General features: G+C 74.3%; 8 protein-coding genes. All 8 read right to left on the reverse strand.

What is annotated here, in order from left to right; all coding sequences use genetic code 11:
• Positions 1 to 6 precede the first annotated feature (6 nt).
• The 8 genes from E4U91_RS26375 to E4U91_RS26410 all read right to left on the reverse strand — a co-directional run bounded on the left by E4U91_RS26375 (position 7) and on the right by E4U91_RS26410 (position 13,221).
• Entirely contained in the window at positions 7 to 1,968 is a 1,962-nt protein-coding gene (locus tag E4U91_RS26375) for a heparinase II/III family protein (protein ID WP_241678689.1), read from the reverse strand.
• Positions 1,965 to 4,163 carry a bi-domain-containing oxidoreductase gene (locus E4U91_RS26380; RefSeq protein ID WP_137309122.1) on the reverse strand — a complete coding sequence of 733 codons (2,199 nt, stop codon included), beginning with the start codon at positions 4,161 to 4,163 and terminating at the stop codon, positions 1,965 to 1,967. Before E4U91_RS26380 ends, E4U91_RS26375 begins: the two co-directional genes overlap by 4 nt.
• A 29-nt stretch (positions 4,164 to 4,192) precedes the next feature.
• Complete coding sequence (gene asnB, locus E4U91_RS26385; RefSeq protein WP_137309123.1) at positions 4,193 to 6,127, reverse strand: asparagine synthase (glutamine-hydrolyzing); 1,935 nt, start codon at positions 6,125 to 6,127, stop codon at positions 4,193 to 4,195.
• 2 nt (positions 6,128 to 6,129) lie between these two features.
• Positions 6,130 to 7,683 carry a Wzz/FepE/Etk N-terminal domain-containing protein gene (locus tag E4U91_RS26390; protein ID WP_137309124.1) on the reverse strand — a complete coding sequence of 518 codons (1,554 nt, stop codon included), beginning with the start codon at positions 7,681 to 7,683 and terminating at the stop codon, positions 6,130 to 6,132.
• A complete protein-coding gene (locus tag E4U91_RS26395; RefSeq protein ID WP_137309125.1) occupies positions 7,680 to 9,047 on the reverse strand; it encodes a Wzz/FepE/Etk N-terminal domain-containing protein in 1,368 nt (455 codons plus the stop codon). The genes E4U91_RS26390 and E4U91_RS26395 overlap by 4 nt, the downstream gene beginning before the upstream one ends.
• Positions 9,044 to 10,348, reverse strand: a complete 1,305-nt coding sequence (locus tag E4U91_RS26400) for a glycosyltransferase family 4 protein (RefSeq protein ID WP_137309126.1) — start codon at positions 10,346 to 10,348, stop codon at positions 9,044 to 9,046. Before E4U91_RS26400 ends, E4U91_RS26395 begins: the two co-directional genes overlap by 4 nt.
• Positions 10,338 to 11,669, reverse strand: coding sequence for a nucleotide sugar dehydrogenase (locus E4U91_RS26405; protein WP_137309127.1), 1,332 nt, complete (start codon positions 11,667 to 11,669; stop codon positions 10,338 to 10,340). Before E4U91_RS26405 ends, E4U91_RS26400 begins: the two co-directional genes overlap by 11 nt.
• A 73-nt stretch (positions 11,670 to 11,742) precedes the next feature.
• Positions 11,743 to 13,221, reverse strand: coding sequence for a sugar transferase (locus E4U91_RS26410; RefSeq protein WP_137309128.1), 1,479 nt, complete (start codon positions 13,219 to 13,221; stop codon positions 11,743 to 11,745).
• Positions 13,222 to 13,365: the final 144 nt, after the last annotated feature.

Genomic DNA, 13,365 nt, shown 5'->3' on the forward strand with positions numbered 1-13,365 from the left:
GCCCCCCTAGCCGCGGAACGTCAGTACGGTCGTGAACCCGCGCGTGCCGTCGGCGGAGCCGGTGCCGAGCAGCGTGGTGGCGGGTTCCTTGCGGCCGAAGCCGGCCGAGTACCAGCCCAGCGGCGGGTCGCTCTCGCCCCGGTGCGCCTCCCAGGCCAGCTGTCCGGGCAGGTCGAGCACCGCGGAGCGGTCCTCGCCGTCGCACGTCCAGGTGAGCACGGCCCGGTGGCCCGTCAGCTGCGCGGTGACCGCGGGGCCGAGGTGGAACGCCAGGCGCACGGCCCGGCGGTCGCCGCTCAGCTCGTCGACGATCGTCAGCTCCCGCCGCTCCGCCGCCAGTTCGACCCGGCGGCGGTGCACGGACGGCCGGTAGCCGTCGTGTTCGGCGCTCCAGCGGTCCGCGCCCGCGGCCAGCACCCGGCTGCGGGCCTGCCGGGTCCACAGGAACGGCCCGCCGGAGACGGACTGGTCGGTGCCGTCGACCTCCAGGGTGTTGTGGCCGAGGGTCGAGCGGAAGTACCGCCGCCACTCGGGCTGTCCGTGGTAGCAGTACGTCCCCGGGTCGGCGAGCACGTCCACCCCGTCGTGCCGGACCTCCACCGACAGCGCGTCGGCGTGCGCGTGCGCGGCGATGGACAGGAACCCGTGCGGGCCGCCGTCGCAGCGGCACCAGATCTCACCCCGGTCCCGCTCCGCACTGCGCAGGATCGTCAGGCCCGCGTCGGCGAAGTGGGCCGGCCGCCGGTCCGGGCGGGCCACCGCGCTGCCCCTGCCCGGGTAGGGCCGGACCAGCGCGGCGAGCAGCGGCGTGCGCACGTCGGTGCCGGTCACCGCGGGCCACCAGGGCAGCCGGCCGAACACGGCGTCCCCGGTGGACAGCAGCGAGCCCCAGCGGTCGGTGCCCGCGCCGTCCACGACCAGGCCGTACCCGTCGTCCGCGTCGCCCTGCCGGGGCGGCCGCAGCCGGCGGTCCACGACGGCCGCGAGCGCGTCGGTCATCCGCAGCAGCACCCGCCGGACCGACGCCGGCACCGGCACGCCCGCGGCGTCCGCCTCGGCGACCGCGGCCAGGCCCAGCTCCAGCACCAGACCGTGGTACTCGGTGGCCAGTTCCCGGTTGAGCCCGGAGGCGAAGGTGTTGGCGCGCAACTGCCGCTCCAGCGACCGCAGCGCGTCGCCGCGCCAGCGCGGCGAGGACGGGAACCAGCCGAACGCGCAGGCCGCGGCGAACTGCCCGGCGGTCTCGGCGACGACGTGGTTGTTCGCCGAGGAGCCCCGGCTGGGGAAAGCGGCCAGCCAGCGCTGGTGGTGCCAGATCTGGTGCAGCGCCACCGGGTTGTCCTCGAACAGCGCGGCCGCGCCCGGCCAGCCGTCCAGCAGGCGGCGGACCCACACCCAGGACAGCAGCCGGATGCCCAGCTCGATCCCGCTGACCCAGTGCACCCCGCGCAGCGGCGGGTTGGCCGTCCACCACGACCGCAGGTGCGCGGCCACCCGCTCGGCGTACCGCTCGTCGCCCGTGACGGCGTAGGCCGCGGCGAGCACGGTCAGGTACTGGTGCCGCGACGGCTCCCAGATCTGCTTGACGTCCCCGATCGCCTCCTCGTCCCGGTACGGCACGTCGAAGGCGTAGCCGCCCGGGGCCCGGCGCCCGGTCTTCGGGTCGTACGACCAGTCCGGGTCGGCCAGGTCGTCACGGTCCACACCGAAGAACACGGCGTGCCCGGCCATCAGCCGGTCGGCCTCGGCGAGGAGCCGCTTCACGGCGTCCGGCGGCACCTCGGCGAGCGTCCCCGCGGGCAGCACGGAGGTGAACCGCACGCCGGTCACCCGCGGGCCGTCCGGCGGCGGCGACGCGCGCCAGCGCCGCCGGCGCACCGTGTCGCCCACCCGGCCGCCGACCTCCGCCGGACCCATCCGGGACAGCCGCCGCAGGTACCAGCCCGCGCTCATCGCCGCCCGGGTCATCGCGCCCCCGCCAGCGTCACCGGCGCGCCGCCGACCAGGCTGGCCCGCACGGCGAGGGTGGCCGCCGTGGTCGCGACCAGCGACTCCAGCGGCACCGGCATCGGCCCGCCGGTGCGCACCGCCTTGACGAACGCGGCCAGTTCGGCGTTCTGGCCCTTGTCGCGGGCCTTGGGCAGCCGGGAGCTGACCCACCGCTTGCGGCCGTAGACGGAGGCCCGTACGAAGTCGTCCAGGCGCAGCGCGCGGCCGTCCGCGATCAGGTCCAGCGTCTCCTTCGGGAACCCGGACGGGCCCGAGGTGACGTAGCTGATGGTGGCGGTGGAGCCGTCCGGGTAGCGCAGCACGACCTGGAGGTCGTCGTTGCCGGACGGCGCGGTCGCCCACACCGACTCCGGGTCGGCGCCCAGCAGCCAGCTCGCCGTGTCGATGAAGTGCCCGCCCTCGCCGACGAACCGGGTGCCCTCGGAGCCCTCCTGGAGGTACCAGCTGCCGTGGTCGAGGCGGCCCGCGTTGACCAGGTAGCGCAGGGCGGCCGGGCCGGTCCGGGTGCCGAACCGCTGCCGGGCGTCGTGCAGCAGGGGCGCGAACCGGCGGTTGAAGCCCACCTGGAGCCGGTCGTTGCCGGACTCCTCCACCGCCGCGACCACGTCGGCCAGTTCGTCCTCGGTGAGGGCGAGGGGCTTCTCCACGAACACGGCCTTGCCGGCCAGCAGGGCCTTGCGGGTCAGCCCGGCGTGCGAGCTGTGCCGGGTGACGACGAACACCGCGTCGACGGACGGGTCACCGAGCACCGCGTCGAGGTCGGTGGTGGCCCGGGTGAAGCCGAACTTGCGCTGCGCGTTGGCCGCGGACAGCGCCGTCGTGGTGACGACCGTGGACAGCTCGACGCCCTCGCGCCGCGCCAGGTGCGGCAGCAGCATCGACGACGCGTAGTTGCCGGCGCCGACGAACGCCAGCCGCACCGGCGCCCCCGCCGGCCGGGCTGCTGCGGCCGCCGTGCCGCCGGTGCGCCGGACCGCGGGCACGGCCACCGACGGGGCCTGCGCCTGCTCCGCCTCCGCGTCCGCCCCCTGCTCGGGGTAGCGGAACAGCACCGCCACGGCCTTCAGTTCACCGTCCTTCAGCCGCTGGTACGTCGGCACCGCGTCCTCGAAGTCGGCGACGTGGGACACCAGCGGCTCCACGTCCACGCTGCCGCGGGCGACGAGGTCGAGGAAGCACGCCAGGTTGCGGCGCTCGGTCCAGCGCACGTAGCCGATCGGGTAGTCCCGCCCCTGGAGTTCGTACTCCGGGTCGTAGCGGCCGGGCCCGTAGCTGCGGGAGAAGCGGACGTCGAGTTCCTTCTCGTAGTACGCGTTCCACGGCAGGTCCAGGCGGCACTTGCCGATGTCGACGACCCGGCCCCGGTCCCGGCACAGCTGGGCGGCCAGCTCCACGGGCTGGTTGCTGCCGCCGCCCGCGGCCAGGTACACCTGGTCCACGCCGTGCCCGCCGGTGAGTTCGGCGACGGCGCCGGCCACGGCCGCCGAGCCGGGGTCGCCGCAGGCCGCCGCGCCCAGCCGCTCGGCCAGCTCGCAGCGCGCCGGGTCGGGGTCGGCCCCGACCACCCGCACCCCGGAGGCGGCCAGCAGCTGCACCACCAGCTGGCCGATCAGACCCAGGCCGATGACCAGCGCCACCTCGCCCAGGTGCGACTCGCCCTGGCGCACGCCCTGCAGCGCGATCGACCCGACCGTGCCGAACGCGGCGTGCCGCGGCGCGAGACCGTCCGGCACCGGGGTGTAGAGGTTCTTCGGCACCCAGTTCAGCTCGGCGTGCAGCGCGTGCTCGTTGCCGGCGCAGGCCACCAGGTCGCCGACCTTCACGTCGTCGATCCCGGCACCGACCTGCTCCACCACCCCGCACAGCGAGTAGCCCAGCGGCGTGTACGAGTCGAGCTTGCCCATCACCTTGCGGTAGGTGGCGGGCAGCCCGTTGGTGGCGACGCTCTGCGCGACCTTGGCCACCTGGTCCGGCCGGGAGCGGGCCTTGCCCAGCATCGACATCCCGGCCTCGGAGACCTTCATCAGCTCGGTCCCGGTGGAGATCAGCGACCAGGAGGTCCGCACCAGCACCCCACCGGGCTTGCAGCCCGGCACCGGCACGTCCAGGAGCGCCAGCTCGCCGCTCTTGTAGTTCTGTACTACCTGTTTCACCGAAGTCCTCTTGTCTCTACGCCGTGTCTCTACGCCGTCGTGGGGGAGTGCTGTCCGGACCCGGAGGTCGCGCCGCGGTACCAGTACTCGAGGGTCAGCACGTGCCACAGGTGCTTGGAGAAGTCCCGCTGCCCGGCGGCGTCCTCGGCGACCATCCGCCGCAGCGCGTCCCGGCGCAGGAACCCCGACCGCACGAGCAGGCCGTCCTCGACCACCTCGCGCACCAGCGGCGCCAGGTCCCGGCTCATCCAGGCCCGCAGCGGGGCGCTGAACAGGCCCTTGGGCCGGTAGACGATCTCCCGGGGCAGGATGGAGGTGGCCGCCTCCTTCAGGACCGCCTTGCCCTGCCGCCCGGCGATCTTGCGCGCCCCGGGCACAGCGAACGCGGCCCTGACCACCTCGACGTCCACGTACGGCACCCGCACCTCGGTCGACGCGGCCATGCTGGAGCGGTCCGTGTACGCCAGGTTCAGACCCGGCAGGAACATCCGGGCGTCGGCCAGGCACATCCGGTTCACGAAGTCGTCGAGGTCGTTGTCCTCGTAGACGTCCGCGTGCTCGGTCAGCACGTCGTCGACCGTCCCGGCCAGGTCGGGGTCGATCAGGCCGAGCAGGTCGCCCCGGTCGTACATGGTGTAGCTGCGCCGGAACGCGGTCTCCTCCGGCAGGTCCGCGAAGGACAGGAACCGCTTGGCGAACCGCACCGAGCGGTACCCGCGGCGGCTGGTCGCCACCGGCAGCCGGTCCACCACCGCGGACGCCCCGCGCCGCAGGGGCCCGGGAACGCGCTGGTAGCGCAGCGCGATCAGGTTGGCCAGGTGCTTGCGGTACCCCGCGAACAGCTCGTCGGCGCCCATCCCCGACAGCATCACCTTGACCCCGGCCTCCCGGGCGGCCGAGCAGATCAGGAACGTGTTGATCGCGGCCGGGTCACCGATCGGCTCGTCCAGGTGGTACGTCATCCGCGGCAGCAGGTCGAGCACGTCCGGGGCGATCTCGATCTCGTGCAGGTCCACGCCGAACCGCTCGGCCACCTGCCGGGCGTAGCGCAGGTCGTCCGGCATCGCCTCGAACCGGGCGTCCTCGGCGCGGAAGCCGATGGTGTACGCGGAGATCCCGGGCCGCCCGCGCGCCGCCAGCGCGGTCAGGTAGCTGGAGTCCAGCCCGCCGGACAGGAACGTCGCCACGGGCACGTCGGACAGCAGGTGCCGCCGGGTCGACTCCTCGACCACGGCCGCCAGGTCCGGCACGTCCCCGTCCAGGGCCCGCTGCCGCCCCTCGGCGGCGACGTCCCTCAGGTTCCAGAACCGGCCGCGCTCGACCCGCCCGTCCGGCCGGCACCGCAGCCAGCTCCCCGGCGGCAGCTTCTCCGCCTCGCGGAACGCGCACCGCGAGTCCGGCACCCAGTAGTACAGCAGCGACGCCACCAGCGCCGCGTGGTCCACGTCCAGCGACCCGCCGGTGACCGCGGCGAGCGCCTTCAGCTCGGAGGCGAACACCAGGCCCTCGCCGCGCCGCAGCAGGAACAGCGGCTTGATGCCGAGCTGGTCGCGGGCGAGGACCAGCTCACCGGTGCGCTCGTCGAACACACCGAGCGCGAACATGCCGCGCAGCCGGGGCAGACAGTCCGTGCCCCAGCGCCGCCACGCCTCCAGCAGCACCTCGGTGTCCGAGGTCCCGCGGAAGCGCACCCCGGCGCCCTCCAGCTCGGCCCGCAGCTCGGGCGCGTTGTACAGCTCGCCGTTGTACGTCAGGACGAGGCCGTCCTTGGCCATCGGCTGGGCGCCGGTCTCGGACAGGTCGATGATGGCCAGCCGCCGGTGCCCGAGGTGCACCTCGCCGTCCCCGGCCGGGTGGCTGTACCGGCCGGCCCCGTCCGGGCCGCGGTGGGCCAGGACGTCGGTGAGCCGGTCGGTCACGGCCTTGCCGTCCGGCCACCGGTACGTGCCTGCGATGCCACACATGTCTACCGAGCCTCCTGGTCGCTGTCCGGGACCCCCGCGGCCCACATCGGCCGGCGCTCCGCGCGCCGTGGGCCTTCCCCCACCGCCTGGACGGCGTGGGGGGCACCCGCGCCGTTCTGCCGGGCCGGCCGTTCGCCCTGGCCGCGCAGCGCGGTGTGCAGCCCGTCCCACAGGGTGCCGTCGGTGCGGTCCTTCGGGTCGGGGTCGATCAGCACCACACCGACCACCGGGATGCGCTGGTCGGCGAGTTGCCGGGCCACGGTGTGCAGCCAGGCGGCGCTGCCGTGGCCGGCCCGCACCACCAGCACGGTCCGCGTGCCGAGGTGGCGCAGGTCCGTCCAGGCGGTGCCGGGCGCCACCGAGCCGACGCCGATCAGGCGCTCCTGGGGCGCGGCGGCCTGGACGCGCTCACCGCCGACCACGGCCGGGTCGCCCGGCTTGGTGCGGCGGCCGCGCAGCTGGGTACCGGGCAGCCCGTCGACGAGGGTCACCGGGCCGTCCGCGGCGACCTCCCGGGCCAGGTCCACGGCGATCGTGCTCGCGGGGCGCGCGCAGCCCAGCTCCAGCAGCGACACCGGTTCCGTGGAGCCGCGCACCGTGCGGGCCAGGGACGTGGTGAGCCGGGCCCGGGCCGTGCGGACCCGCCGCCGCTGCCACGGCCACGTCGAGCGCAGCGGCAGTTCCGCGACGACCGAGGCGCCGAGATGCGCGGCGATGTCCCGGCGCAGCACGGGACGGTCCGCGACCACCGTGGTGACCGCGGCCACCGCGAGCCCCAGCACCAGGCCGAGGACGAGGCCGATCACGCCGTTCGTGGCGGCGGACTTCGGCAGGGAGTGCCGCACCGCACGCGGGTCGTCCACGATCTGGGTGCGCGCCACCAGCTGGGGCGTGCCCACCCGGGCCTCCGCGGCGCGCTGGGCGAAGTCGGCGATGCGCGAGGTGAGTTCGGCGCGGCGCGCGAAGAGCGTCTCCAGGTTCGCGGCCGCCTTCGGGCCGGTCTCCTCGGAGCCGTCCCCGATCGCCTTGTTGACCTGGGCGAGTTCGCCCTGGAGCCGGTCGCGCTGGTCGAGCAGGCTCTTGGCCTCGGCGTCGGCGGCCTGCTGCATCCGGCGCACGTGGTCGGCGACGAACGCGTCGGCCAGTGCCTCGGCACGCGCCTCCGCGTCGGCGTCACTGTCGCCGGTCACCGTGATCTGGAGCAGGTTGTTGGTCAGGCCCAGGGCGCTGTAGTCCCGCATGAAGTCCTCCGGCGCCTCGGAGGACCTCAGGGCCCGCAGGGCCTGCTCGGCGATGCGCGTGGTCTGCAGCAGCGCCGCGTCGGTGCGGATCAGCGTGCCGGGGTCGTTCGGCTGGTCCTCCTGGTGGGCGACCAGCACCTTGGTCACCGCGGTCGGCGGGGGCGGCATCAGGACCGCGACCGCCACACCCAGCAGCAGCCCCAGCAGGGCCGCCGAGCTCCACAGACGGCGGCGCCTGCGCACCGCCACCACCAGGGACTGCAGGTCCAGCAGCGGGGTGGGGGCCGGCGACTGGGGGGTCGTGCTCGTTCTCACCGTGCAACTCCTGTCGCGTCGTCGGCGCCCGCGAGCACCGGCGTGGCCGCGTCCCTGGGGCGGTCGGCCGACCGCTCCGGACGGGCCGTGGACGTGCCGACGAGGACGACGCCGACGACCTCGTGCCGGGCGTCGGCACACGCCTCGGCGACACCGGCGAGCTCCGCCGCGGTCCAGTGGCCCGGGCTGAGCACGACCAGCGCACCCGACTCGGTGTCCCGGTCCGGCACCAGCGGCCGGTCCACCCCGACCGCGACCACCCGCAGCCGCGGGTCGCCCCCGGCGGCGGCCACCAGCTGCCCGGCGGCCCGCAGGGCGCTGCCGTCGCCCTCCGGGACGACGGCCAGCAGCCGCCGCGGCGCCGGCACCCGCTCCCGCAGGCGGGCGCACACCCGCCGGTAGCGCACCTGCCGGCTCGCCTCGTCGCCGGACGGCGGCGGGGCGGGCACGTCCCACCGGACGTCCAGGCCCAGCAGCCGGCGCGCCCGGGCCCGCGCACCGCGCACCTCCGGCCGGTGCGCCTCCCGCTCCGCAGGCACGTCGACGGTGCCCAGCGACGCCGAGCCCAGCGCCTCGGCGATCTCCGGCTCGGTGCGCGGCCGGCGGCTCATCCGCGCGGCGGTGAGGTGCCCGATCAGCGCGACCAGGAAGAACAGCAGCGCCCCACCGGCGATCAGCTGCCACCGGGTGGGCGGGGCCTCGCCGGTCGGGCGCGGCGCGGGCCCCATCACGACCAGGCCGGCCTTCACGGCGGCCGGGTCGGCCTCCTCCAGCTTGTTCATGGCCTCCTGGAGCGTGGTGCGCAGCTTCTCCAGGTCGGTGCGGGCCTGCACGCTCTCCACGGTCTTGCCCGGGTCGGCCGCGTCGGCCAGCTCCGTGATCCGGCTGCTGGTCTGCGCCACCATCTGCCGCAGCGCCGCCAGTTGCGCCGCCGCCTCCGGGTCGCCGTTGTCACCGACGACCTGCGCGGCGTAGCCGACGAACTGCTGCGCCACCTGGTCGGAGAGCTGCTGGGCACGCTCCGGGGTCTCGGCCGTGCCCGAGATCCGGACGATGTTGCCGTCGGCGGCCTGGGCGCTCACCCGGTCCCGCAGGTCCCGGCCGTCGACGCCGTCCCAGTGGAGCGTGGCCGCGGCCCGGTCGACCACCACCGAACTGGTCGCGATCTCCGTCTGCGTCAGCAGCGCACGCTCCTCCCACGCACCCGGCAGCAGCACCGACGCCGACGTCGTGTACCGGGGCGGGAACAGCAGCGAGACGCCGTAGCCGACGAGCGCGCCCACCAGGGTGAGCACGGCGAGGAGCCGCCAGCGCCGGCGGAGGATCCGCCCGATCGTGACCAGACGTATGGTGTCGTCGCTCAACGGCGCGACCTCCTTGCAGCCTTGCTGTTCTTGCTCTTGCTGTTCTCGTCGTCCTTGGCGCAGGCCGCGGCGTAGGCCGCGAGCAGCGCCGCCTGGGAGTTGCGCCAGGACAGCGGGCCGCCGACCCGCTCCCGGCCGATCTCGCCGCGCCGGGCCCGCTGTTCCGGGTCGTCCAGCAGCAGCGCCACCAGCTTGGCGAACTCCGCCTCGTCGTTGGCGGGCGCGTACAGGGCCGCCTCGCCCGCGGAGACCCGCGCCTCCTTCAGCTCGAACGACACCATCGGCCGGCCCATGACCATGTACTCCAGGACCTTGTTCATGGTCGACACGTCGTTGAGCGGGTTGTGCGGGTCGGGGGAGAGGCACACGTCCGCCGTGGACAGGTAGCGCACCAGGTCCTCGTCGGGGATGCGCCCGGTGAACTCCACCTGGTCCGCGAGGCCGAGCCGCCGCGACAGCTCCACCATCTCGTCGAAGGTGTCACCGGCGCCGACGAACACCGCGTGCCAGTCGGTGCGCACCGCGCGCAGCTCCGCCAGCGCCCGCAGCGCGTAGTCCACGCCGTCCTGCGGGCCCATCACCCCCAGGTAGCACAGCAGATGGGGCTTGCCGCGCTTGAGCTCCGGCTCGGGCGGCACGGGACGGAACCGGTCGGTGTCGGGTGCGCTGCGCACCACGAACACGTCCTCGGGTGCCATGCCGCCCCGGCGCACCGCGACGTCGCGGTAGCTCTCGTTGGTCGCGATCACCACGTCGGCCGCCCGGTACGTGCGCCGCTCCAGCGCGCACACCGCGCGGTAGAGCAGGTCCTCGCCGCGCCGGAACCGGGACAGGTACAGCTCCGGCACCAGGTCGTGCTGGTCGAAGACGAACCGCGCGCCGTGCCGCTTCAGCCACAGCGCGGGCAGGAACAGCAGATCGGGCGGGTTGCAGGCGTGCACCACGTCGACCGGGCCGACCTTGCGGGCCAGGCGCAGCGTGTGCCACAGCGCCGCCCCGTACTCCCGCAGGTAGCCGGCCGGTCCGCCAGTGGCCGCGCGCAGCGGGTAGCGGTGGATGCGCACCCCGTCGACGACCGCCTCCGCCTCCGTGTCCCGCTTGGTCCCGCGGGGGCAGATGACGTCCACCGTCCAGCCGGCGTCGCGCAGCGTCGTGCACTCCTGCCACACCCGCCGGTCGAACGGCACCGACAGGTTCTCCACCAGGACCAGCGCGCGCCGGCCCGGCCGTGCACCGTCACCCGACGGTCCGTCACCCTGCGCGTCACCGAACGAGTCGCCGAGCGACGTGTCACCAGGCAAGGCCCATGTACCCCGGTTCGGCCCGGCGCGCGTCGGCGTCGGGGAGGCGGACGAGATCGACGATCACCGGGCCGTCACCGTGGGGCAGCGCCGACACGACGGCCGGGTCCCGGGTGCCGACCAGGCACACCTCGGCGTGGTCGAGGACCTCCTCGACGGAGTCGGCGAGGAGCTGGGCGAGGTGCGGCAGCCGGGTCTCGATGTACTCGCGGTTGGCGCCGAGCAGCCGGGACAGGCTCACGTTGGCGTCGTAGATCTTCAGGTCGTACCCCTTGCCGAAGAGGCGCTCCGCCAGTTCGACGAGCGGGCTCTCGCGCAGGTCGTCGGTGCCGGGCTTGAAGGACAGCCCGAACAGCCCCGCCCGGCGCTTGCCGGTGCGCTCGACCATCTCCACCGCCCGTTGCAGATGGTCGGAGTTGGAGGGCAGCACGTGGGACAGGATCGGCACCGAGACGTCGGCCCGCTGCGCGGCGTGGACCAGGCTGCGCAGGTCCTTGGGCAGGCAGGAGCCGCCGAAGGCGAAGCCGGGCCGCAGGTAGGCGGGGCTGATGTTGAGTTTGCGGTCGGCGAGGAACACGTCCATCACCTGGTGCGAGTCCACACCGAGCGCCTGGCACACCGCGCCGAACTCGTTGGCGAAGCCGATCTTCAGGCCGTGGAACGCGTTGTCCGCGTACTTGATCGCCTCGGCCGTCGGGACCGGCACCCGGAACACCTCGCCGGGCAGGCCCTCGTACAGCGCCAGCACCACGTCGCCGCTGGCCGCGTCGAGTTCGCCGACGACCGTCTTCGGCGGGTCGAAGAAGTCCCGCACGCTCGTGCCCTCGCGCAGGAACTCCGGGTTGACCGCGACCCCGACGTCCACGCCGGCGGTGCCGCCGACGTACTTCTCCAGGATCGGCACCAGCAGGTTCAGACAGGTGCCCGGGAGCATGGTGCTGCGGAAGACGACGGTGTGCCGCGTCCCCGCCTTCTGCTCGCCCCCCTCGGCCAGGGCCGCGCCGATCTGCTCGGTGACCCGCTCCAAGTAGGTGGTGCACAGGCTGCCGTTGGCCTCCGAGGGCGTGCCCACGCAGACCAGCGACACGTCGCTGTTCAGGACGGCCTCGCGGACGTCGCGGGTGGCGCGCAGCGCGCCGCTGCGCACGACGTCGGCGATCAGCTCGCCGATCCGCTCCTCGACCACCGGCGCCTTGCCGTCGTTGACCAGGTCGACCTTCACCTGGTTGACGTCGACGCCGATGACCTCGTGGCCCATGCCGGCCAGGCACGCGGCCGACACGCAGCCCACGTAGCCGAGCCCGAAAACGCTGACTCTCATGACCCGTTCCTCCCCCCAGGCAGGCCCTGTGGCCTGCGGTTCGCGCGTCCCGCCGTACGGCGGCCCCCGCGCATCAGTACGCGCCCTGCCCGTAGAGCACCGCGCGCAGCGTCTTCCACAAGATCACCGTGTCCAGGGCGAGCGACCAGTCCTCGACGTAGCGCAGGTCCAGCCGGACGGCTTCCTCCCACGACAGGTCGCTGCGGCCGCTGATCTGCCACAGCCCGGTCAGCCCCGGCTTGACCAGCAGCCGCCGCCGGATGTCCGGGTCGTACGCGGCGCACTCCTCGGGCAGCGGCGGCCGCGGCCCGACGAGCGACATCGACCCGGTGAGCACGTTGAACAGCTGCGGCAGCTCGTCGAGCGAGTACCGGCGCAGCACGCTCCCGACCCGGGTGACCCGCGGATCCCGGCGCATCTTGAACAGCGGCCCCGCGCCCTCGTTCTGGGCGGCCAGCCGGGCCCGGGCCTGGTCGGCGCCGACGACCATGGTGCGGAACTTCAGCATGGTGAACTCGTGGCCGTCCTTGCCGACCCGGCGCTGGCGGTAGAACGCCCCGCCCCGGCTGTCCACCAGCACGAGCAGCGCGACGAGCAGCATCAGCGGCCCGAACGCCACCAGCAGCACCGCCGCGCCCAGCCGGTCGACGACGCCCTTGACGGCCCGCCGCCCCCCGGTGAACGTCGGCATGCTCACCCGCAGCAGCGGGATGCCCAGCACCGCGTCGACGTGCAGCCGCGGTCCGGCCACCTCCATCAGCACCGGCGCCACGACCATCTCGGCGTCGCTGCCCTCGAGGTTCCAGGCCAGCCGCTGCAGCCGGTCCGGCGACCAGTGCGGGTCCGGGGTGACCGCGACGACGCGGTAGCCGTCGCGGTGGACGTGCTGGGCGACGTCCGTGAGCCGGCCGACCACGGGCACGCCGTCCAGCAGGTCGCCGTCGAGCGTGATCCCGTCGGTCGTGCACACCGCGTCCACCCGCCAGCCGAGGTGCGGGAACTTGCGGGTCCGGGTGATCAGGTCCCGCACGGTGGCCTCGCTCCCGGCGGCGAGCACCGGACGCAGGCACCGCCCTTCCTTGCGCTGCTTGTGCAGCCACAGCCGCAGCACGTACCGCGCGGTCATGGTGACGAGCGCGATCGCGGGTATGGCGACGAAGATCCAGAGTTTGATGTTGCGCGAGGTCAGCGCGATCCCGCCGAGCGCCAGCACGACGGTGGCGGTGAACAGCGAGCGCCCCAGGCGGCGGAACTCCTCCGCGCCCTGACCCAGTACGGCCGGTGCCCAGGCCCGGCTGACCGCGAGCGACGCCAGCACCAGTAATTCGGTGCCGAAGGCGAGGATCCCCCATTTCTCGTGCCAGTTGGCCGCGTCGCGGGCCCCGAAGAAGTTGCCTATCCCGGCCACCACGCACGCGGTGGCCACCGTGTCACTGGTGATCACGGTACGTCTGTACCGCTGCTCCCAGTCGATCGCGGGCCGGCCGATCGCTCCGTCCGCCAAGCGCCCGCGCGCTGACGGAATCGGGCTGACAAGTCCCCCTTGCCGCACAGAACCCCCCAGGTTCCCAGTGATTCGAGGTGTTCGCCCCACACTGTTGGCTCCCCATCGGGAGGCCCCCGCCTCCCGCGCCGTGCCGTTCCTCCCCCCGGGAGGCCCCCGCCCCCCGTACGTGACATGCCGGCTACAGAGCTG

The organism is Streptomyces lasalocidi, from assembly GCF_005280215.1.
Taxonomy (GTDB): Bacteria; Actinomycetota; Actinomycetes; order Streptomycetales; family Streptomycetaceae; genus Streptomyces; species Streptomyces longwoodensis.

Coding starts and splice junctions, on each gene's coding strand:
- E4U91_RS26375 (WP_241678689.1), bottom strand. CDS start 1,968: ATGACCCGGGCGGCGATGAGCGCGGGCTGGTACCTGCGGCGGCTGTCC.
- asnB (WP_137309123.1), bottom strand. CDS start 6,127: ATGTGTGGCATCGCAGGCACGTACCGGTGGCCGGACGGCAAGGCCGTG.
- E4U91_RS26405 (WP_137309127.1), bottom strand. CDS start 11,669: ATGAGAGTCAGCGTTTTCGGGCTCGGCTACGTGGGCTGCGTGTCGGCC.